At 42.8% G+C, this 22322-nt stretch carries 15 protein-coding genes; 7 read left to right on the forward strand and 8 right to left on the reverse strand.

Features of this window, described 5'->3' with window-relative positions:
* The first annotated feature begins 331 nt into the window (after positions 1–331).
* Both ACEN9X_RS13175 and ACEN9X_RS13180 read left to right on the forward strand, forming a co-directional pair.
* Positions 332–2710: a glycoside hydrolase family 3 C-terminal domain-containing protein gene (locus tag ACEN9X_RS13175; RefSeq protein ID WP_413670801.1), complete on the forward strand. Its 2379-nt coding sequence runs from the start codon at positions 332–334 to the stop codon at positions 2708–2710.
* 67 nt (positions 2711–2777) lie between these two features.
* On the forward strand, positions 2778–5117 hold the full coding sequence (locus tag ACEN9X_RS13180) for a glycoside hydrolase family 3 N-terminal domain-containing protein (RefSeq protein ID WP_413670802.1): 2340 nt from the start codon (positions 2778–2780) through the stop codon (positions 5115–5117).
* A 281-nt stretch (positions 5118–5398) separates the two neighbouring features.
* Here the strand turns inward: ACEN9X_RS13180 and ruvC are convergent, their stop codons facing one another.
* From ruvC to ACEN9X_RS13200, 4 genes are read right to left on the reverse strand one after another with little or no spacing between them, the layout of a single operon-like run.
* Positions 5399–5989, reverse strand: a complete 591-nt coding sequence (gene ruvC, locus ACEN9X_RS13185) for a crossover junction endodeoxyribonuclease RuvC (protein ID WP_413670803.1) — start codon at positions 5987–5989, stop codon at positions 5399–5401.
* A gap of 18 nt (positions 5990–6007) precedes the next feature.
* Positions 6008–6646: a leucyl/phenylalanyl-tRNA--protein transferase gene (gene aat, locus ACEN9X_RS13190; RefSeq protein WP_413670804.1), complete on the reverse strand. Its 639-nt coding sequence runs from the start codon at positions 6644–6646 to the stop codon at positions 6008–6010.
* 11 nt (positions 6647–6657) lie between these two features.
* A complete protein-coding gene (locus ACEN9X_RS13195; RefSeq protein WP_413670805.1) occupies positions 6658–8613 on the reverse strand; it encodes a DUF3857 domain-containing protein in 1956 nt (651 codons plus the stop codon).
* The gene (locus ACEN9X_RS13200) at positions 8610–10535 is read right to left on the reverse strand and encodes a DUF3857 domain-containing protein (protein ID WP_413670806.1); all 1926 of its coding nucleotides are present in this window, start codon (positions 10533–10535) and stop codon (positions 8610–8612) included. Before ACEN9X_RS13200 ends, ACEN9X_RS13195 begins: the two co-directional genes overlap by 4 nt.
* Positions 10536–11015: 480 nt before the next feature.
* Here ACEN9X_RS13200 and hflX point away from each other — a divergent pair, with 480 nt between their 5' ends.
* Complete coding sequence (gene hflX, locus ACEN9X_RS13205; protein WP_413670807.1) at positions 11016–12200, forward strand: GTPase HflX; 1185 nt, start codon at positions 11016–11018, stop codon at positions 12198–12200.
* Positions 12201–12286: 86 nt separating this feature from the next.
* On the opposite strand, the gene ACEN9X_RS13210 is transcribed toward hflX, so the two are convergent.
* From ACEN9X_RS13210 to mqnB, 3 genes are read right to left on the reverse strand one after another with little or no spacing between them, the layout of a single operon-like run.
* The gene (locus ACEN9X_RS13210) at positions 12287–13189 is read right to left on the reverse strand and encodes a menaquinone biosynthesis family protein (RefSeq protein WP_413670808.1); all 903 of its coding nucleotides are present in this window, start codon (positions 13187–13189) and stop codon (positions 12287–12289) included.
* A gap of 1 nt (position 13190) precedes the next feature.
* On the reverse strand, positions 13191–13589 hold the full coding sequence (locus tag ACEN9X_RS13215) for a hypothetical protein (RefSeq protein WP_413670809.1): 399 nt from the start codon (positions 13587–13589) through the stop codon (positions 13191–13193).
* Between the two features lie 8 nt (positions 13590–13597).
* Positions 13598–14218 (reverse strand): futalosine hydrolase, encoded by a 621-nt coding sequence (gene mqnB / locus ACEN9X_RS13220; protein ID WP_413670810.1) that lies wholly within the window; start codon positions 14216–14218, stop codon positions 13598–13600.
* Between the two features lie 76 nt (positions 14219–14294).
* On the opposite strand from mqnB, the gene ACEN9X_RS13225 reads away from it, so the two are divergent.
* From ACEN9X_RS13225 to ACEN9X_RS13240, 4 genes are all read left to right on the forward strand, one after another.
* Complete coding sequence (locus tag ACEN9X_RS13225; protein ID WP_413671135.1) at positions 14295–14711, forward strand: 6-pyruvoyl trahydropterin synthase family protein; 417 nt, start codon at positions 14295–14297, stop codon at positions 14709–14711.
* Positions 14712–14720: 9 nt separating this feature from the next.
* Positions 14721–15362 carry a GTP cyclohydrolase I FolE gene (folE, locus tag ACEN9X_RS13230; protein WP_413670811.1) on the forward strand — a complete coding sequence of 214 codons (642 nt, stop codon included), beginning with the start codon at positions 14721–14723 and terminating at the stop codon, positions 15360–15362.
* A 96-nt stretch (positions 15363–15458) separates the two neighbouring features.
* Positions 15459–16346, forward strand: a complete 888-nt coding sequence (fabD, locus tag ACEN9X_RS13235) for an ACP S-malonyltransferase (protein ID WP_413670812.1) — start codon at positions 15459–15461, stop codon at positions 16344–16346.
* Between the two features lie 83 nt (positions 16347–16429).
* Positions 16430–20164, forward strand: a complete 3735-nt coding sequence (locus tag ACEN9X_RS13240; protein WP_413670813.1) for an ATP-binding protein — start codon at positions 16430–16432, stop codon at positions 20162–20164.
* A gap of 317 nt (positions 20165–20481) precedes the next feature.
* On the opposite strand, the gene ACEN9X_RS13245 is transcribed toward ACEN9X_RS13240, so the two are convergent.
* Positions 20482–22302: a patatin-like phospholipase family protein gene (locus tag ACEN9X_RS13245; RefSeq protein WP_413670814.1), complete on the reverse strand. Its 1821-nt coding sequence runs from the start codon at positions 22300–22302 to the stop codon at positions 20482–20484.
* Between the last annotated feature and the right edge of the window lie 20 nt (positions 22303–22322).

Below are 22322 nucleotides of genomic sequence, written 5' to 3' on the forward strand. Positions count from 1 at the left end.
TACTTCGTGGCTCACACAACCGTCGCGAGTATGCAGCGCCGGGCAAAGCGTGGCGTACTCGTAACTTTTTAGCCAATTTGGAATTTGCAGAAAAGTCACGAGTACCCCAAAGCACTCAGCCTCTCCCTGCATACCCGAGCCAGAATATAGTTTTCTAACCCATAGCTTTATTGCCCCCCTCCATCCATATTCTTTATCCTTTCATAGATAAAACTTGCTATTGTAAAACTTAATTTTTACTATTGTGTAATAATGACACAAAGAGTGTGATTTCACAACGGTCATTATAGCCAATCAGCCCCTTTAACCTATTTATTTTTTAAACATGAGAATGAGCTACAAATTACACGTTGCTTTAGCGGGTGTTTTATTTGCTGGTGGCATCCACCAGGCAGTACAGGCCCAAAGCAAAAGCCCCGCACCACAATTAAGCGCAACAAACGTAAAGCAGATTGTTGCTGCCATGACACTCGAAGAAAAATCGAAGCTTGTTGTGGGAATGGGTTTTAAGATGCCGGGAGTGCCCCCTCCTTCAAAGGACAAAAAGAACGAGCCAATTGATATCGGCGGTTTTAAATTGCCGCCTTCTGATCCGGATGCTTATAATATTCCCGAAAAAGTGCCCGGAGCTGCCGGTCGCACCCATGCTATTGCCCGTTTAGGCATTCCGTCAATTACGGTGTCTGATGGTCCGGCTGGGTTGAGGATAGAACCTATCCGCAATGGTGATAAATCAAAAACATATTACGCTACGGCTTTCCCGGTGGCTACTTTATTGGCCTCAACCTGGGATACACAACTTGTAAACAAGGTAGGTGTTGCCTTTGGTAACGAGGTGCGCGAATACGGCGTGGATATTTTGCTTGCACCGGGCCTGAACATTCACCGTAACCCGCTTGGCGGACGTAATTTTGAATATTATTCTGAAGATCCGTTGGTTGCCGGCAGCATGACCGCTGCCATTGTTAACGGTATAGAATCGAATGGAGTAGGCACTTCCATTAAACACTATGCGGCCAATAACCAGGAAACTAATCGTAACTCCATCAATACCATTGTAAGCGAGCGTGCTATGCGGGAAATATACCTGCGTGGTTTTGAATTAGCGGTAAAAAAAGCGCAGCCATGGACGGTGATGTCGTCATATAATAAACTGAACGGCACTTTTACATCCGAAAGGAGAGACCTGCTTACTACCATTCTTAAAAAAGAATGGGGCTTTAAGGGTTTTGTCATGACCGATTGGTTTGGCGGCAAAGATGCCGTAGCCCAAATGAAAGCCGGCAACGACCTGCTGATGCCGGGTAACCCAACACAATCCGATGATATAGTGGCTGCGGTAAAAAGCGGTAAGCTTAGCGCACAACAGCTTGATGCCAATGTGGAGCGCATTCTGAATGTGATAGTTCAATCGCCTACCTTTAAAAAATATAAATACTCGGATGCACCGGACCTGGTGGCTCATGCCGCTGTGGCCCGTGAAGCTGCGGCCCAGGGTATGGTACTTCTAAAAAATGACGATCATGCACTGCCGTTTGGCGCGGGTAAAAGGATAGCTGTTTTCGGTAATACTTCATATGATATTATTGCAGGAGGTACCGGAAGTGGTGACGTGAATAAGGCATACACTATTTCATTAATGCAGGGCCTTGCTAATGCCAACTTTAAGCTGCAGGAAACGCTTTCAAATAATTACAAAGCATATCTTACAGATATGAAGGCCAAACAGCCAAAACCTAAAAACTTCTTCGATCATCCGGCACCTATCCCCGAAATGGACGTAAACGCCATCGTAGCAGAGGAAGCAAATGGTGCTGATGAAGCGCTGATCACGATAGGCCGTAACGCAGGTGAAGGCGCCGACCGCAAACTGGAAAGCGATTATTATTTGAACGATGCTGAAAAAGGATTGATCAGCGGTGTTGCCAACGCTTTTCATGCAAAAGGCAAAAAGGTAATTGTTGTACTTAACGTAGGTGGTGTCGTTGATGTTACCGCCTGGCGCGATAAGGTTGACGGGATCTTATTAGCCTGGCAGCCTGGACTGGAAGCCGGTAATGCCATTGCCGATGTGCTGAGCGGAAAAGTAAACCCATCAGGTAAGCTGGCAACCACTTTCCCAGCCGATTATAAAGATGTGCCGTCAGCTAATAATTTCCCGGGCACACCTGAAGGAAAACCTACCCAGGTTATTTATGAGGAAGGTATTTATGTGGGCTATCGTTATTATGATGCCGCTAAAGTTACCCCGGCTTATGAGTTTGGTTATGGCCTGTCATACACCAGTTTTAAATTCAGTGATCTGAAACTGAGCTCAAAGGTTTTCAAAAACATGATTACGGCTACCGTAACAGTTAAAAATACCGGCGATATAGCGGGTAAAGAAGTGGTGCAGTTATACTTAGCCGCTCCTAAAAAGGATCTGGACAAACCGGAGGATGAGCTGAAAGCTTTCGGCAAAACCAAACTGTTGGCTCCGGGCCAATCACAAACGTTAACATTTACCATTAAAGCGGCAGATCTGGCTTCGTTTTATACCGACAGGCAGGCCTGGATAGCTGATGAGGGAAGCTATAAAGTGAAAATAGGTTCATCATCACGCAAAATTGAAGAAACCGCATCTTTCAGCCTTGCAAAGGATATCACTGTTGAAAAAGTAAACAAGGCATTGGTGCCCGAGCAAACTATAAACGAACTAAAACTAAAGTAAAACCAACCCCGGCCTCTGCAATATTTTTTGCAGGGGCTTTTTTCTTTAACCAGAATCATGAATGATCATGGCCAAACCAATTAAACTGATAACCCTGCTGGCCCTGCTGCCTGCAACTGCTGCAATAGCGCAAAACAAGTGGACAGAAAGAAAAGCGGGCGATATTGCTTTTGTTAACAATACCGGCGGACAAAACTTAGGTTACTCCACCACATCCGGCGTAAAAATATTAACTGTTGATGGACTTGCTTTTAAAGACCTGAACAGGAACGGCAAGCTTGATAAATATGAAGATTGGCGCCTGCCGGTTGATGAACGCGCTAAAGACCTCGCCTCAAAAATGAGCGTTGAGCAAATAGCAGGGTTGATGCTTTACAGCCGTCACCAGCCTATCCCGGCGGCAGCGGGTGGTCCATTCGCGGGGACTTATAATAACAAGGTTTTTGCCGAAAGTGGTGCTAAAGCTTCTGATCTTTCCGATCAGCAAAAACAATTTTTAGCTAAGGATAATGTAAGGCATGTACTGGTAACGTCGGTGCAAAGCCCGGAAATAGCCGCACAATGGAATAACAATGCCCAGGCTTTTGTGGAAGGACTGGGTTTGGGTATTCCCAACAATAACAGTTCTGATCCGCGGCATGGTACCGTGGCTACCGCCGAATATAATGCCGGTGCAGGAGGGGCTATTTCTATGTGGCCGGGATCGCTCGGATTGGCCGCGACTTTTGATCCTGAAGTGGTAAAAAACTTCGGCCATATAGCTGCACAGGAATACAGGGCCTTGGGTATTTCAACGGCGCTTTCGCCGCAGGTTGATATCGCTACGGATCCGCGCTGGGCGCGTGTAAGCGGTACTTTTGGCGAGGACCCGCAATTAGCTGCCGATATGGCCCGCGCCTATATTGATGGATTCCAGACTTCAGAAGCTGAAAAGGAAATAAAGAATGGCTGGGGTTACAACAGTGTAAATGCTATGGTGAAGCACTGGCCAGGCGGTGGTGCCGGAGAGGGTGGGCGTGATGCGCATTATGCTTATGGCAAATACGCCGTTTATCCGGGTAATAATTTTAAACAACACCTGATCCCTTTTACCGAGGGTGCATTTAAGCTGCAAGGTAAAACCGGTATGGCCGCGGCGGTGATGCCTTATTATACCATTTCCTATAACCAGGATACCAAAAACCACGAAAACGTAGCCAATAACTATAACTCCTATATCATTAACGACCTGCTTCGCAAAAAATATAAATATGATGGCGTGGTATGTACCGATTGGCTGGTTACCGGCGATGAAACCACGGTTGATTTGTTCCTTTCGGGCAAATCATGGGGTGTTGAAGGGCTTTCTATTGCACAGCGTCATTACAAAGTGCTGATGGCCGGTGTTGACCAGTTTGGAGGTAATAACGAGGTAGCACCGGTTACTGAGGCCTACCAGATTGGCGTAAAAGAGCATGGTGAAGCATTTATGCGGGCAAGATTTGAGCAGTCGGCAGTGAGGTTGCTGCGCAATATTTTCAGGACTGGCTTGTTCGAAAACCCTTACCTGGAACCTGAAGTTTCCAAACAAGTTGTGGGTAAGCCTGAGTTTATGGATGCCGGTTACCAGGCGCAGCTTAAATCGATAGTGATGCTTAAAAACAAGGCTAATATTTTGCCTTTGCAAAGCGGCAAAACGGTGTATGTGCCAAAGAAATTTACACCAGCAGGCAGAAACTTTTTAGGGATGGAAACACCCGAAAAGCTGGAATATCCTGTAAATATGGAAACGGTTAAAAAATATTTTAAAGTGACCGACAATCCTGATGAGGCCGATTATGCATTAGTATTTATTGCCAGCCCCAACAGCGGCGGCGGTTACAACAGCGCCGACGCTAAAAACGGCGGAACAGGTTATGTGCCGGTTAACCTGCAATATGGTGCGTACACGGCTACCGACGCCCGTGCTACCAGTATAGCAGGCGGCGATCCGCTGGAGAAATTTACTAACAGGACATACAAGGGTAAGTCGAGCACTGCTATTAATGTTACCGATCTGGCTATGGTTACCGATACTTACGCAAAAATGAAAGGCAAGCCGGTTATTGTATCGGTTAATATGAGCAACCCGATGGTATTTTCGGAATTTGAAAAGGATGCCAATGCCATCATTGTTGATTTTGGCGTACAGGGCCAGGCCTCGCTTGATATCATGACCGGTAAAGCCGAACCATCGGCATTATTGCCGTTACAGATGCCTGTTGATATGAAAGCCGTTGAAGCTCAATTTGAAGATGTACCGCATGATATGAAATGCTATGTTGATGAACAGGGTAATAAATATGATTTTGGTTTCGGCTTAAACTGGAAGGGTATAATTAAAGACGGGCGCGTGGATAAGTATGTGAAGAGTGTGGTGAAGCCGTAAGCAGGTTGTTTAAAAAAATATTTTTAACGTAGAGACGCATATTTGCGTTTCATCGCTACCGCAAGCGTCCTCGCTTGTGGGCATCATGTTGAGTTATGCAAGCGGTTTGCTCATTAAACGCGGGCCACAAGCGAGGACGCTTGCGGTAGCAGCAGGATTAACATGCAGTATTTTGATGTAGAGGCGCATAATTGCGTCTCCCGTAGGACATGCCGTATGATGATCTATCGTAGCTTGCAAGCGGGAGACGCAATTATGCGTCTCTACGTTGACGGGCAATTTTATTTCACAACCCGTTTGGCATTATCCTTTACAAAAGTATCCCAGCCGGAGTAAGATTTTTTAGAACCTGCCTTGCTTGACCCCGAACCAGTTGGAATCCGTTGAAATGAATGACAAACGGCAACCGCTAAACCATCGGTAGCATCCAAAAAATCGGGAGTTTCTTTGAATTTTAACAGGCTTTGCAGCATGGCTGCAACCTGTTCTTTGGTAGCGCTGCCGTTACCGGTTATGGATTGTTTGATTTTACGGGGAGCATATTCGGTGATCTCTACATTACGCGATAATGCTGCGGCTATCGCCATGCCCTGTGCACGACCCAATTTAAGCATCACCTGTATATTTTTACCATAAAAGGGAGCCTCGATAGCCAGGCAATCGGGGTGGTAGTTATCGATGAGGGCAACCGTTTTTTCGAAGATGCGCTGCAGCTTAAGCATATGATCGTCGGTGGTAGGCATTTTTACTACCCCCATAGCCAGCAGCTCAATTTTAGGACCGGTTTCCTTAAGCAGGCCGTAACCCATAACCGCTGTTCCCGGGTCGATGCCTAAAATGATTCTCTCCTTTAAATTTACCGCCTGCTGCATAGGCTCAAAGGTAATTAATCAAACTAAATTATTTAGCAAAACATCCATGTATTCTTCCCGGGATATCATCCTGGCTCCCATCGATTCGAGGTGGTCAGTATGTACCTGACAGTCGACAAGCTTATAAAGCCCGGTATTGCACAGATAAATGAGCGCGGTTTTTGAGGCATTGCTAACCCGGCTAAACATACTTTCGCCGCAAAAAACGCCACCAACGTGTACGCCGTAAAGGCCGCCGACCAGCTTATCATCCAGCCATACCTCAACAGAGTGTGCATAACCTTCCTGGTGCAGGCGGTTATAGGCAGCTATCATATCAGGCACTATCCAGGTGCCGTCCTGTCCCTCACGCGGAGCGGTTGAACAGGCTGTTATAACCTCATTAAAACAGGTATCAACCGTAACCCTCAATTTGTCCGACCGTAACACTTGCCGCATGGATTTGGATACTTTTAACTCGTCGGGATATAATACAAAACGCTCATGGGGCGAATACCACAGGATCGGGGTATCATCACTATACCAGGGGAAAATGCCGTTTCGATAGGCCAGCAACAAGCGCTCGGTGCTCAGGTCGCCGCCAACAGCCAAAAGCCCGTCTGGTTCGGCCAGATCGGGCTTTGGAAATATTAAATGTTCGTCGAGCCTGAATATCATCAGGCGCAAATTTATGCTTTACGGCGGATCACCAGCTTTTTATTTTGGGCTTTGGCTATAGCATCCATATAAACCTGCATCTCGGTGTATTTGGCAGCAGGGATTACATGATTGGTTAAGTTAAACTTGGCGGTGCTGATGATCTGGTTTTTGGCAGCATCGTAAGTATATTTAACATCATAAGTGCCATAACTGAATTCTAAGCTTTGATTTGTTGGCAAGGTTTCAACTTCAAAACCCGCCGGCAGGTCTATAGTTGTTACGCATGTTTTTGAAACCGGCGAATTGAAATAATATGTGTTTTTACGTTTTTGCTCAGCAGGTAAAGTAAGGTCCCAAAGCATAAAACCAAGCGGACGATAGAATAGTTTGTTACCTGTGTTTACATCGCAAAACTTATCATAATCCATAGCAATACTTACATGTTTAATTCCGTTGTTATCATCCGCCGGTATGTAATCAAAAGCGGCTGGTTGTTTTATATCAAACTGCTTAAGAAGGTACTCCTTTTGATCTTCCTCTTTATAATACGGTAGCCTGTCAACAAAAATGCTGCGGTACTCGCCGGTGCTTGCAAATTTAATATTCACCTTGGCGCCGCCTTCGGCATCAAGCACCACGTGTACCTGGCTATCGAGTACATTATCTTCCTTGGTGCTGCGAGGGGTATTTACCAGCTTCCCCCCGTCATCAGTTATTAATAAGGCGTTGCGGTTTTCGGTAAAGGGGCCAAGTTTGCCAAATTGCGCGGTTGTACTGGTACACTCAAGCCAGGTGGTATCATTTTTAAAAGGAACGCACAAAATGGCATGATTAAATGAGTTTGCCGGGAAATTATAGTCGGCAGGTTCTGCATTATAACCTGCCCTTATGATGGCATAGTTTGATGGAATATCTACAGCTTTAAGCAAGGCGCGCATGTAATTTGATAAAGCCTTACAATCGCCATATTTTTTCTCGTCCACAAATGATGCGGCAAACGGCTTATATCCGCCAATGCCAAGCTGGATACTTACATAGCGGGTGTTTTTTTGCATGTAATTGTAAAGGAACCGGGCTTTTTCTTTATCGGTTTTAATAGTATCGGTCATTTTTTTGATTTGCACCACACGTTCGGGGCTGAGGGTGCAAACGTCGTCATTTAATGATTTTATCCATTTACCAAAAGCTTGCCAACTGGTAAAATCGCCGGAGTAACCGTAGCAGTCAAAGCTATTGGCGGCAAAGGTTACCCGGGGCATAAAGTTCCAAGCCAATACCCGCTCTTCTTTTTTTATGGCTTTAAGGTTTTGCACCTGCCACGTGTAGGTTTGCAAGTTATTTGTATCGGTTTTTAAAGGTTTGATACTGGTGTTGCTGTTTTTATAGCGAAAGCCCATTGATGGGTTTACCATAACTTTGTATATTTTATTTTGTACAGATTGTTCCATCCCATCCTGCAGGTACCAGCTGCCAAGGCTTATGAAGCTGTTCTCGGTTTCTTCATATTTGATCTCTACGGTTGTTGGGTAGGTAGCAATCGCATGTCTTACAGCCAGGAAACGTTCGTTGGTAACCATGGTTTCATCATTTGCTGCCGAACCATCATACATATCGCTTTTATGGTAACGTTTTATTTGCTGGCCCGCGGCGTTGTATATGTTCATCTCGATGTCCGAGTAGTTATCATATTTTTTATTGTAGCCCATTTGCAAAATTGCCTCATCATCGGCCTTTTCATTTAAAATGGTGATTATACTGTGATGAACAGTTATCATTTTGCCGGGGCCTTTTACGGTAACCTCATCTTTCGAATATCTAACCACCGAGTTAGCATCTTCTTTTAGCGAATCGGGGATGGTTGAGGCAATGTAAAAGTCTTTCGGGATTTTTTTGTCCTGCCCGTAGCTATGTAAAACAAACAGGAACAGGACTATCGTAACAAGCGGTAACCTGTTAAAATATCGGTTATTTATTATATTGATCATGACTTTTTAAGTACTATCGATTCGTTGAGCATCTCGTACATTTTTTTGTAAAACTCAAAAAACTCAGCGTAGTCTTCTTTAAAGAAAATTGATTTCTGGTGGTCAACATTAAGGCGCACCATAACCTGCCCGTCCTGCTCGATAACCATACGTTTAAAGCTTACCGATTTATCGGGCATTACCATGCTTACGCTTTTAGGCAGGGCATCAACCTTGTAGCCTGCCGGTAGTTTAAAAATGCCGGTGATATTAAAATTGTCGCGATAACCGAAATCAATATCAGTGGTACGACTCATGTTCAGGAACGGGTTTTTATCAAGGTTGGTAAACAGGTTAGCGTTAAAATAAATATAATTTTCGTCCGAACCGGCGAGGTCGAGGTTGAAGTTTACGTTTTGCCTTAAAGGCACAGAGTCTATATCTATATCCTCTACTTTTAGTGAGGATATAGTTAAATTGTTGTTACCGCCGCGCAACTCATCAATATATTTTTTTTCACCGTCTGTTTTGTAGTTTTTAATTGCGTTGATCCTGTTGTAGGCAAAGCTGCTTATGTCGGCGGCCCCTGTCATTTTACCGGTGGGTTTAATTTCGGCATTTATAAGTACTACCTGCCTCACGGGTTCAACATGCTGTAAAAAGGTCATGTCGTAAACTTTATCGTCCTTGTTGAGCAGTAAGCCAAACGAGTTTAAAAAGTTAGAAGGTGTTTGGTTGTACATGTTGTATTTGTTTGAGGCATCGAGCGCGTAGTATTTAGCGCTGTCTACCGGTATGTAAGCTATGGTGCTGTTAAACTGGTATGAGTTTGGATATGCTGGGTTTACACGCCCGTGTTTGCGGGTGCTTACCATCATAGGATAAACGTTTATACCCGTTTTTTTCAACAAATGGTAAAGTATAAGATTGATTTCGGTAGCATTACCTACTTTTTTCTCCCATGCTTTAACTGTGCCATCTATTGTGTAATTACCATAGTTTTCGTTCCATTTCATAGTATTTTTAACTTCGTTAAAAATATAGGCTATTTTTTCGTCGTTGGTTTTGAAAGTTTTGGCTTTGGCCGCAATCGTTTCTTCGCCGGTAAGTTTGCGGTTTAGCTGGGTGCCAAAATCGTCCCATTCCAGCACCTTTTCGCCAACCTTGGTCCAGGTATCCTCATAGCTATGGGTGAATGTTAAGCGTACACTTAATAACTGAAAAAGAATACGCTCCATGTTATCGTTAAGCGCCCCCATATATGGTTCTTCTTTAACCGATGGTATATTCATTAATGCCTGTATGTGAGTGTTGGAACCAGAAGTTTTATCAACAACAAATGGATAATGCAGGTTTTGCAGATTTTTATAGGTTAAAATATCCGGTATATTGGTGCTTAGCTCACTATATCGGGTTGGTATGGTGCTTTGAAAGTACCAGTCAGGAAAGTTGCCAATGTTAGTGGATGTTAAACGATATTTGAATTCAATAATACTTCCTGGCTTTACGTTTGGAAATGAGAATACTATTGCCGAACGAAATTTATCTACCTCTTCTGAAAAAATTTGTTTCTTTTCGACTTTCACCGGTACAATAGTGCCGTTTTCAAGATTAATAGTTTGTGCTTCAACGCCGGTAACAAATTGTGATCTATTATAGCTCAGATATTCGATACGTACGTTGGCCGCATCTTTTCCGCGGTCATTAAATACTTTAATTCGTTTGTGCCGTTCAAATATGATCTGGTATTGGGTGTCAAAGTATACATCGCCCTTATCAAAAAGTATCTCGGCATTTGCATCTGGTTCAAAGTCACATTTTGTCATTTCCATGTCGGCTTTGTCAACTTTGCCAAAGGCCTTGGTGGTTGGGATAGCAGGAGCTTGTGCTTGTGCAGCAGTTGCAAAGGCTCCTATTGCGATAAGGGTTAATAACTTATTCATTTAAATTAATTGTAAGGGTTTAACTATACTATGATGGTTTGAATGTAGGTCAATAGAGCATTAATCCTTAATGCTTGTTGAATGTTCGAGGTGTTTTGCCCGTTAGATTATCTTTATTTACTCAGGACATTCGGGTTGCAGAATTATACGTAATCGTTCCGGTGCCGATAAGTTCAAGTTGTAAAATGAAAAAAATTGAAGTTGTGTTTCGGCTTCTGAGGCTTTAGCCGGTAACCTGAATAGCGCTGATTTAAACAGCATTAAGGGCCTGTTCATCGTGATGAGGTTTAATCAAACCAAAAATAACAATTGCCGGGATATTTAAAAGCGAAATTTTTTAGCCATTTTATCTATTTACTAAAAATGTAATCTATGTCACTAATTAGCCGGTACCATGTTATTTTGACATTAAAATTTCATTTCATACTGCTGTTTACGTACATTTATTTAATTGGCACTTTGATTGATATACTGTAATTAATGAAGCAAAAATTTTATGATACTGCTGTGAAGCAGGAAAAAGCTGTACTTGTTGGTGTAATAACTCCAAATGAAACCGACGAAATAGAGAAGGAGCACCTTGAAGAGCTGGAGTTTCTGGCAAGCACTGCTGGTGCATTAACAGTTACCCATTTCACTCAAAAACTACAGCGCCCGGACAGGGCAACTTTTGTTGGCTCCGGTAAACTGGAAGACATTAAAGCATACGTTAAGGAAGAAGAAATTGATATAGTTATTTTTGACGATGGCCTGTCGCCCTCGCAACTGCGTAATATTGAGAATGAACTACAGGTAAAGATCCTTGATCGGAATAACCTTATCCTGGATATTTTTGCGAGTCGTGCCCAAACAGCCCAGGCCAAAACCCAGGTTGAATTGGCCCAATTGCAATACCTGCTGCCCCGCCTTACGCGCCTCTGGACCCACTTAGAACGTCAGAAAGGTGGAATCGGGATGCGTGGCCCGGGTGAGTCGCAAATTGAAACAGACCGCCGTTTGATTCTGAATAAAATATCGTTATTAAAGGAAAAGCTGAGGCAGATAGATAAACAGAATGAAACCCAGCGTAAAAACCGCCATCAACTGGTGCGTACGGCACTGGTGGGTTATACCAACGTGGGTAAATCAACTATCATGAACATGATAGCCAAATCGGAGGTGTTTGCGGAGAATAAGCTGTTTGCTACACTGGATACCACGGTAAGGAAAGTTGTGATAGAAAACCTGCCCTTCCTGATGTCGGACACGGTAGGGTTTATCCGTAAGCTGCCTCACCATCTGGTTGAGTGTTTTAAGTCAACATTGGATGAAACCCGTGAGGCTGATATCCTGATCCATGTGGTGGATATCTCACATCCCAATTTTGAAGATCAGATCCGTACCGTTAACGAAACCCTGAAAGACATCGGTGCTATTGATAAACGCATTATTACGGTATTTAACAAGATAGATGCCTTTAAACCCGAAGAACACTTGCTACCACAGCAAGAAGAACCATTAACGCTGGAAGATTTTAAACAAAGCTGGATGGCTAAAAATAATGCTCCTGCTATATTTATCTCGGCAACTAAAAAAGAAAATGTGGAAGAGTTTAGGGCATTGTTGTATAAAGAAGTGAAAGCTATACATACTGAACGGTATCCGTATGATGCTTTATTGTATTGATAATTGATGGGATAAAATAAGAAAAGGACGCATTTTTGAAGTGTGTCCTTTTTGTTTTTTATAGCAGATCAAATTCTGCTGTCATCTTAATCAGTCAAAAATATCCTATATTTTATCTCCGGTATAATACCTTTTTCTAAAGCAGTATCAAACATCAGGTTAATAGCTTTACGACCTTCTTCGCCCAACTCAACTGAGTACTGGTTTACATAAAGCTCAATGTGCTTGTACATCACCTCCTCGCTCATTTCCTGGGCGTGCTGTTTAATAAACTCTAAGCCCGATTTTGGATTGGCAAAAGCAAACTCAACCGATTTGCGTAACACCCGGTTTATTTTATGCTGAACATCCTGTGGTAAATTGCGGTTAGCTACAATGCCGCCAAGAGGTATAGCGCAGCCGGTACGTTTTTCCCAATAGTCACCAAGATCGATTAATTTGGCCAGCCCCCTGTCCTGATAAGTAAACCTGTTTTCGTGGATGATCAATCCAAAATCAATGGTTCCGTTTAGCACAGAGTTTTCTATTTCAGAAAAAACAATTTCTGTTTTATCATTGGCGTCCGGAAAAGCAAGACTTAGTAAGAAATTGGCGGTTGTATATTTTCCTGGAATCCCAATTTTGGATTTTGAAACAATGGGGACCAGATCAACTTTTTCGCTGGTGCCGGATTCTCCCTTGAATACTTCCTTATCCCCATCATTTATAAAACGAGTTATCGGTGGATTAAAAATGAGCATGGGGCCTACACCAAACCCTAATGCACTCCCCGAATCAAGCAGTACATATTTATCAGTGACGTAAGCAAAAGCATGGTAGCTTAACTTGGTAATATCAAGCTCGCCGCGGAAAGCCTTTTGGTTAAGCGTTTCCACGTCATCATAAAATACTTCAAACTCCAGGCCTTCGGTATCAATTTTATGGTGGATGAGGGCGTCAAAAATAAAAGTATCGTTAGGGCAGGGCGAAAATCCGAGCGTTAGTTTCATGTTATTTATTAAATTTTATAGGAGTCAGATATTCGGGATTGATTTTATTAGGTTCGTCGGCAATATCAACGATTTCTTCTTTGATAAGTCGCTCTAATTCTTCAATGATGGTTTTATCGAGACGTTCAGGAACCTTGCCCCGATATAGGTTTGCCATTTCAATCAGAAAATCATGGGTAGTTATTTTGCCTGTTGCATGCAAAAAAATCTGTTGCGGCCAAGGATCAAAAGTAATCAGCCTTGGCGATTTATTATCCATAGCTACAATTCCAACCTCATCGTTTAAATAATAAAAGGGCATTTTGCGAAAAAAATACTTGTCTTTTAAATCGTGATTTAAAAAGTAGGTAGAGGGTGTGTAAACAGATTTGCTTTTCGAAAAAAAATCAAATAAGCCCATGGTGAATTTTAACTATTAATGATCTGGCTCACCAGGTCGATGGCAAATGTATTCAGATTTTTAATGGCCAGCCCAATGTTCCAGGCCTCCCGGTTACGTTTCTCCACATAATTTGACACTGCCCTGATTTGCATGCCCGGTATGTTCATCTGCCGACAGGCGTAAAAGAAGGCCGCGCCTTCCATACTTTCCAGTTGCGGATTTAACCGTTGCTGTATTTTTTGGATAGCTGGTTCATGGCCATGGACCGTATTAACAGTAATAGCTTTTGCTTTTTTCAGAAAGAAGTTAGGATAAACCTGGTCAAGTGATGTTGTTGGGGTAAAAACGCTTTCGCCGAAACCGAGAGTATTGATAGGGATAAAATCCTCATCATCCTGTGCTCCAAGTTCGGCAAAGGTATCTTCGGTAATTTCCAATACATCTCCTAAATTAAAATTACGGTCGAAACTGCCTGCAATGCCAAGGTTAATCGCCAGGTCGTAAGTATGATTGCTGAGTTGCCGGGCCATGCCAAAGGCTGTTGGCACCATGCCTGCACCGGTTATAAGAATATCAACTTTGCTGCCAAAGGCATTGGCCAATGGCTCAACTTCAAATTTGGTAGCTGCAACAATGAGTATAAGCATATTGCATTATTTTGACGGCTAATATAAAACAACTCACCTGTTTTTGTTTTGTATATTTGCACCCACTTTTGTTATGATGATACATATAACGCGCAAGGAACATTTTAATGCCGCTCACCGGATGTACCGTGAGGAATGGAGCGCTGAAAAAAACTTTGAGGTGTTTGGCAAATGCGCAAACCCCAACTGGCATGGTCACAATTACAACCTGTTTGTAACTGTAAAGGGCGAAGTCACGCACGCTACCGGTTATCTTATCGACTTAAAAGAGCTGAAGATAATTATCAATGAGTATGTTATTGAAAAGCTTGACCATAAAAACATTAATAAAGATGTTGATTTTATGGCAGGTAAAATGGCGTCGACCGAATTGCTCTGCATTGAGATCTTTAACCAGTTAAAAGGACCTATTGAAGCTTACGAGGGTGTATTTTTGCACTCGGTAAAGCTGTACGAAACCGAAAATAATTCTGCCGAGTATTTTGGCGATTAATTTTATAAAATGAGCGATTCACAATTTAGCCAGGATACCGACGATGACGATTTCGGCGGATACATCAAAATAGATCGTTACAACCAGGAGCGGATTGATAGTTTAAAGGGGAACTATCACAACGTATTAAAGCAAATAGGCGAAGATGCCGAACGCGAAGGTTTATTGAAAACTCCCGAGCGTGTGGCCAAAGCGATGCTTTACCTAACCCACGGTTACGAGCTTAATGCCGAAGAGATCCTGAACTCGGCCAAGTTTAAGGAAGATTACAGCCAGATGGTGGTGGTGAAAGACATTGAAGTATATTCCATGTGCGAGCACCACATGCTGCCCTTCTTTGGCAAAGCACACGTGGCCTACATCCCGAACGGGCACGTGGTAGGTTTGAGCAAGATCCCTCGTGTGGTTGATGTATTTGCCCGCCGGTTACAGGTACAGGAACGTTTAACCAACGAAATTCGCGATTGCATTCAGCAAACCCTGAACCCGATAGGCGTTGGCGTGGTAATTGAATGCCGTCACTTGTGTATGAGCATGCGTGGCGTACAAAAACAAAATTCGGTAACCACAACATCGGCCTTTACCGGTGAGTTCCTGAAAGAGAAAACCAGGACTGAGTTTTTGAATTTGATAAGTTCGAAATTAAGTTAAGAGCCCCCCGGCCCCCTAAAGGGGGAGTAAGGAGCTAATGATTATATTTATAAACCACTAAAACAATATTCCCCCTTTAGGGGGTTAGGGGGCAAAATGAAAGCATATATTTTCCCGGGCCAGGGTGCCCAGTTTGTAGGTATGGGCAAGGACCTGTACGACCAGTCAGAAAAAGCGCGTGAGCTGTTTGAAAAGGCTAACGAAATTTTAGGTTTCCGCATTACCGATGTAATGTTTGAAGGGACTGCCGAAGATTTAGTGCAAACTAACGTTACCCAGCCTGCTATCTATTTACACTCAACTATTTTGGCTACAGTTTTGGGCGATGACTTTCAACCGGAAATGGTTGCAGGCCATTCATTAGGCGAATTTTCGGCCTTGGTTGCCGCAGGTGCTTTATCATTTGAGGATGGTTTACGTTTAGTAGCCGCACGTGCTAATGCCATGCAGAAAGCCTGTGAAATACAGCCATCAACCATGGCAGCTATTTTAGGACTGGATGATTTTACTGTAGAAGATATTTGTGAGCGTATAAGTGAAGTAGTTGTTCCTGCTAATTACAATTGCCCGGGACAACTGGTAATATCAGGCTCAATTGCCGGTATTGATGAGGCTTGTATTAAGATGACCGAAGCCGGAGCTAAACGAGCTTTAAAACTTAAAGTAGGTGGCGCATTCCACTCTCCGTTGATGGAAGCGGCAAGGGTTGAACTGGAAGCCGCTATTGTGGCTACCGAAATCAAATCGCCGGTATGCCCTATCTATCAAAATATAGATGCCAAACCATATACCGATCCTGAGTTGATCAAGAAAAACCTGATAGCCCAGTTAACCGGCGCCGTTAGATGGACCCAAACCGTAATGCATATGCTTGAAGACGGTGCTACCTCATTTACCGAAGTAGGGCCGGGTAACGTGCTGCAGGGGCTTGTTAAAAAGGTTGATAAAACCGTGATAACAGCAAGCGCTTCATTACCGCAATAATTTTTAAAAGCCACATACAACATGTGGCTTTTATTTTTGTTATAGGCTTGTATTAATCAAAAAATCCATAGTATAGCAATATCTTGACTACATCCGGAAAAATACGCCTATTGCTTGCCCTTTTAGGGCTTAGTTTGCTGCTTACGGCCATTATTGTACAAAAAACGTACACGCCGGTGAACAGTCTTGTGCAGTCTGCCCGGGTGCTTGAAAATAATCTCCATAACAAGGAAACTTTTATAAATAAGCAACTTAACGGCACGGGGCGTTTTAATAAGATGATGAACCTGCGCAATAATGAGCAGGATGCTATTAATGCTATTGAAGATTTTACCACCCAAAACGGTATCTGGTTTATAACCCTAACCAACAACAAATTAAGCTTTTGGAGCGGAATAAAAGTGTTGCCCGATAGTACAAATACCATTAAGGAGGGCTACTCATTTATTCAGCAACCTAATGGGTATTATGAAACGTTCCGGAAAAGTGAGGGGGATTTTTCCGTTATCTTCTTTATACCGGTAAAAATCAATTATGCCTTCCAGAACAAATACCTCCAAAACAAATTTGCTAAAGATCTGCTGGACGATGATAACATCGATATAGCTGATTTTACGGATATTAACGTTTACGAAGTTCATAGCAGTGATAATGATTACCTGTTTTCGGTAAAGCTTAAAAATAATGGTGCCAATAATGATTTTGTTTACTATGAACTTTCATTTTGGATCCTGACGGCCCTTACGCTTTGTATCCTGATGCATAATATCTGCAATTATGTAGCAGCAAAAGGGTATGTAGTGCTATCCATCATTTTCCTGGCTTTGTACATTGTATTGTTCAGGTTTGTTAACCTGCATTATAACCTGCCCGATTTTACATATAAGCTCAGTATTTTCAATCCCATATTTTATGGCTCAAGTTTGGTTTATCCTTCGCTGGGCGATTTTTGCATCAATATCCTGGTTATTTTTTGGTTTATAACCTTTGTGTACAGGCAACGGCGCCGGTTTTTAAATAATGTGCAAAGTAAAACAACAGGCTACACTATAGTTGTCGTCTCTGTTTTAACTCTTATAGTGGTTTCAACTTCATTATTAAGTTTGTTTTATGGGCTGGTTATTAACTCAAAAATCAATTTTGATGTAAATAATGTACTCAGTTTAACCGGGTTCAGCTTGCTGGGAGTGCTGATGCTGTGCTTTAGCTTTTTGATATTTTACCTGCTTAATGAAATTGTTTTAACCATATGCCTGAAGCTTAATGTTCCCCGCACCCACCAGTTGTTCCTGTTTTTGTTTGGAATTGCCATAACCACAGTTGTATTTACCTATTACCACGAATTTACACTGTTTTATCTGTTATGGGCGTTGCTGGTATTGATAAGGGCCTATAACTTCATATACTATAAAGAGCAACTTTTTGCCACCTCGTTTTTAGGGATTGTATTTGTTTGCGCCCTGATAGCAGCTATTAAGCTTAATCATTTTGAAGATTTAAAAGAGCATGAAACCAGGAAAGCGCTGGTACAAAAACTGGAGATTCCGGATGATGCTACTGCCGATTACATTTTTAAGAAGGTAGAAAACCAAATCATAACTGATACTGCCATAGTACGCTATTTTACCAACGGTCTGCACAATGGCGATTACCTTAAAACCCGTTTTCAAAAGCTTTATTTTGATGGGTACTTGTCAAAGTACGAGTTTAAGGTTCATGAATTTGATGCTAATGAAGAACCTACATCGGCCGATAAAAATTATTCGCTGAGTGTATTTAAAGATCTGGTACTATACAGTTCGTTTAAGGTATCCGACTATTTTTACCGCGAAAATGAATCGTTTGGCTATCAGAATTACTTTGCAATATTGCCGGTAAATACCAGTAATAAGCAATTGGGCACCATTGTAATTGAGCTCAAATCCAAGCCGCTTCAAGTATCCGGTACTTTTCCCGAACTGCTTATTGATGGTAACATAAGCCCCGAAGATGATTTTAAAGATTACTCATATGCTTTTTACAGCGATAATAAGCTGCTGAGCCAGCGCGGTACTTACGTTTATTCGCTTGATAACAGTGAATTTAAAGGAGAGCTAAAAAAATACACTGAAAAAACCACCAAAAACCACAGCTCCGCCTGGTACGAAAGCTTTACAACATACAATCACCTGGTATATAAGCCCAGCGAAAGGAACCTGATTGTTGTTAGCCGGGAGGAAAACTCACTTTATTATGCTGTTACCTCGCTTACCTTCTTTTTAGTTGTAATACTGATATTCAGTGCGGTTATTATCACTTTAAAATGGTCATGGGCCCGCATCAAGATTTTTAATATCGCCGAAGATGGGCTAAAGATAAACTTCAGGATAAATTTTGACAAGGTGTTGTACAAAACCCGCATCCAGATCTCGATGATACTGGCCGTGGTAGTTACCTTGGTGCTTGTTGGTTTTATTACCTTTTTATCCATCAGTAACCAGTACCACACCCAGCAGGAAAAAATGATCAGGGATAAAATAACCCGTATCGCATCGGCATTTGAAAACGGTCTTTTTACCCAATACGTTGAGCATATTAATGAAGAGAGCCAGGTTCATTTTAATGAGCTTGCTAATACTTACGCAACCGACCTTACCGTGTTTGATACCAATGGCGTTCCTCTGTTAACCACGCAGCCCAAAATTTATGAAAACGGCCTGGTAGCTAAACGGATGAACGCCCGTGCATTTATCTTTTTGAGTAAACTGCAAAAAACCGAATTTGTAAACGACGAAAAAATAGGCGAGTTGAGTTATAAAGCTGCCTATGCCCCAATAACACTTACATCATCAAACAAAACCGTAGCCTATATCCAACTGCCTTACTTTAGTAATGAAACGGATTACCGTGAGCGCATAAGCTCGTTACTTAACGTAATGATAAATGTTTACGCTATAGTATTCATTGCCATAGGCTTGTTTGCTATCATTATAGCCCGGCAGATAACTGCGCCGTTAAACTTTATACAGCAAAGTCTCAGCAAAACCATCTACGGTAAAAAGAACGAGCATATTAAATGGTCGCGCGATGATGAGATCGGGGCATTGGTTAAAGAGTATAATAAAATGATATCGGCGTTGGAGAACAGTGCGCAGCGCCTGGCGCAATCTGAACGTGAAAGCGCCTGGCGCGAAATGGCCAAGCAGGTTGCTCATGAAATTAAAAATCCGCTAACGCCTTTAAAACTGGGCTTGCAACTGCTTGATAAGTCGTGGAAAGATAAAGACCCTAGGTTTGATCAGAAGTTTGAACGTTTCAGCAAATCATTTGTTGAGCAGATTGAAAGCCTGTCGTCAATAGCTTCAGAGTTTTCGGCATTTGCCAAAATGCCCGATACCCGCATTGAGCAGCTCAATATTTTTGATGTGCTGAACCAGGCGGTTACCATTTTCAAGCAAATGGATAACGTGCAGATTACTTACCAGCAGCCCGAAAGCACTTTTACTATCAATGCCGATCGCGATCAGTTGTTGCGCTGTTTTAACAACCTGTTAAAAAATGCTATTGAAGCTACCCCTCCTGATAGGAAATGTATCATAGATATTAATTTCCTGGTAACCAGCAAAAACATACTGCTCACTATTAAAGATAATGGGAACGGGATCCCCGAAGACATGCGCGAAAAGATCTTTGAGCCAAACTTTACCACCAAAAGTTCCGGAACAGGTTTAGGTTTGGCATTCATCAAAAACTCCATCGAAAATGCCAATGGCAAAATATGGTTTGAAACAACAATGGGCATAGGCACCACATTTTATTTGAGCTTACCGGCTGCTTAAAGGCAAATAATAAGATGTTTGTTTCGATTTCATTTGGCCACCGGGGAAAAACCGTCGGAGGGCTGCTGTGTAACCATAAGTTTTAAATAAAAGATATTATTTCGATAGAGCATGGGCAGGGCTAAGCATTGGAGCGAAAGAGAAATCTTATACGCCCTGTTAAGTCGCTTTACATAGTTTAGAGCCGGATGTATTAGATTTCTCCTCACCATCCGCACGTTCCCCAGCAGGTTCATTGAAATGATATCTTCTTTTAATTCATCATAATAATTAAAAGATGTGGGTACACGGTAGGCCGGGAGGGGGTATGATCGTAACTACTTATTGATCACTTTAAACCGTTGTTTTTCAGCTACAGCCATTAAGGGCCTGAAACCGGGCTCGGAAGTGCCTTCCTGGTTATAAAGCCAAAAAGGGTCTTCATTAAACCTCTTCCAGTCGGCTTCCATGGTTACTTTAAGTTGTGTATCGGCGGTAGTCCATGTTTCCGTTGGCTCTGTTGCCGGTTGCTTAATGTCCTGCAATTTCACCCGCTGTTGTTTTGCATAAAGGTGTTTCAATAAATTATAGCAGGTTGTAAACTGGCCGGTTGCCACAACGGCTGCTTTGCTATTGTCTTTACGCTGATATTTATCGAACCAGAGGGTAGTGGCCATCATCCTGGCTTTTTCTGCAATACCGATCAGCGCAGCCGAAGGTGGGGCCCCTTTATCAAGTTGCTGTTCGGCGGCTTCATCATCCGGATTGGTTGTTTTCTGCTGTATAACAGGAATTACGATTGCGGCTTTTTGCTTTACCATGCTCAGGTCATAGATAGCGTTGCTGACAACCAGGTAATGCGTTGCCGGATCGGCATAAAGCTGGCTATAATAATGCGCCCTGATCTGTTTGAGGTAAATATCAGAGGTGATCATCAACACTGATTTTAAGCGGGCAGTAAGCATCTGGATAAGGGCACTCAGGCGGAGTTTTAAAAAATATTCCGCATAACTTAGCAGCATCAGGCTCCAGGTCGATCGTTCGCGGTTGGCACTTATACGGGTTATCAGGAGTTTGACCTGAATGGCAAGCCAGCTTACCAGTGCCAGTAATGATGGAATAAAAAGCAGGTACATCCACCGGTGCCAGCCTGCAAAGAGGGATATCAGGATCATTATAGGAAACAGGAGGCCCAGGATAAACAGCGACCAGGTAATACCGTTAATCGTGGCTTTGCCGGGGATGCTCTTTTTTTCCAGTGGAAGGGTATAGCTGTCAATCAAGTAGCTCGTTACATCGGTGATCAGCAACAGATCAAACGGAGGACGGGATTTTTCCTTGCGGCGCTGGTTGGCAAGCAGGATGCTGTCGATGGCCTGGTTATCGGCAATACCACCGTCCATCAGGCCGAAACGCTTGGGATTGTCTTTGAAATCGTCGTCCTCAAAAATATCGTCTGGTTTTTCATCGGTAGTAAAAGGATTGTTCTTGAAGTTTATTGCCTCATTTAGCTCTTCTGGTTTGAGGCCGACATGGGTAAAATCTTCCGGGAAGATCAGCGGCTCAAAACCACCGGGAAAACAAGAGGAGCTTGCCAGGATATCCGACAGCTTTAAACGCCAGGCCGCATCCAGATCATTGAAATAAATATAGCCGTTACCAACCTTCCCGTTATTAAGGGTCGGGTGCTGGGATTGAAAGCGAAAACTTAACCCGTTGGCAAATTCGGTAGAATTTACGCAGATCTCTTCAAGATGTGTTTTACCCAGGTGATCAGTATACAACTTAAAATATTGATCGGAATAAAGTAATTCGTCATAGGCCATGGAAAAGGCATTGATCAGGTTCCGGCTTTTATCTGGTCGGGTTTGCCAGGCAGCGTCATGATTAAGGATCTCAAAGGCCCTTTTAATTACTTTTTCGCCGTCGATAGCATTTAACAGCCGGTGATAGATGGTTGAAAAAGAATCGCCCCGGCATACTCCTGCACTGTAGGCAATATTGGTAATACTGCCGCCAGATGTTGAACTCATGAACGTTACGTTTTGTAACAGGGTGCTATTATCATACCCGGTATTGTTCAGATAAGATAAAGCACCAAGAGAAAATGCCGCTGCCCGGTACCCTCCGCCAGACATGGCCAATGCAATATTTTTCATAAAATGGGTTTAGGTATTCA

The organism is Mucilaginibacter sp. Mucisp86, from assembly GCF_047324315.1.
Lineage (GTDB): Bacteria > Bacteroidota > Bacteroidia > Sphingobacteriales > Sphingobacteriaceae > Mucilaginibacter.

What these genes read in the sequence shown, in the direction of transcription:
- ACEN9X_RS13215 (WP_413670809.1), bottom strand. Translation starts at nt 13,589, where the DNA reads ATGGGCTTATTTGATTTTTTTTCGAAAAGCAAATCTGTTTACACACCC.
- folE (WP_413670811.1), top strand. Translation starts at nt 14,721, where the DNA reads ATGAGCGATTCACAATTTAGCCAGGATACCGACGATGACGATTTCGGC.
- ACEN9X_RS13210 (WP_413670808.1), bottom strand. Translation starts at nt 13,189, where the DNA reads ATGAAACTAACGCTCGGATTTTCGCCCTGCCCTAACGATACTTTTATT.
- ACEN9X_RS13180 (WP_413670802.1), top strand. Translation starts at nt 2,778, where the DNA reads ATGGCCAAACCAATTAAACTGATAACCCTGCTGGCCCTGCTGCCTGCA.
- hflX (WP_413670807.1), top strand. Translation starts at nt 11,016, where the DNA reads ATGAAGCAAAAATTTTATGATACTGCTGTGAAGCAGGAAAAAGCTGTA.
- ACEN9X_RS13200 (WP_413670806.1), bottom strand. Translation starts at nt 10,535, where the DNA reads ATGAATAAGTTATTAACCCTTATCGCAATAGGAGCCTTTGCAACTGCT.
- aat (WP_413670804.1), bottom strand. Translation starts at nt 6,646, where the DNA reads ATGATATTCAGGCTCGACGAACATTTAATATTTCCAAAGCCCGATCTG.
- ACEN9X_RS13225 (WP_413671135.1), top strand. Translation starts at nt 14,295, where the DNA reads ATGATACATATAACGCGCAAGGAACATTTTAATGCCGCTCACCGGATG.
- ruvC (WP_413670803.1), bottom strand. Translation starts at nt 5,989, where the DNA reads ATGCAGCAGGCGGTAAATTTAAAGGAGAGAATCATTTTAGGCATCGAC.
- ACEN9X_RS13245 (WP_413670814.1), bottom strand. Translation starts at nt 22,302, where the DNA reads ATGAAAAATATTGCATTGGCCATGTCTGGCGGAGGGTACCGGGCAGCG.
- ACEN9X_RS13175 (WP_413670801.1), top strand. Translation starts at nt 332, where the DNA reads ATGAGCTACAAATTACACGTTGCTTTAGCGGGTGTTTTATTTGCTGGT.
- ACEN9X_RS13195 (WP_413670805.1), bottom strand. Translation starts at nt 8,613, where the DNA reads ATGATCAATATAATAAATAACCGATATTTTAACAGGTTACCGCTTGTT.
- mqnB (WP_413670810.1), bottom strand. Translation starts at nt 14,218, where the DNA reads ATGCTTATACTCATTGTTGCAGCTACCAAATTTGAAGTTGAGCCATTG.
- fabD (WP_413670812.1), top strand. Translation starts at nt 15,459, where the DNA reads ATGAAAGCATATATTTTCCCGGGCCAGGGTGCCCAGTTTGTAGGTATG.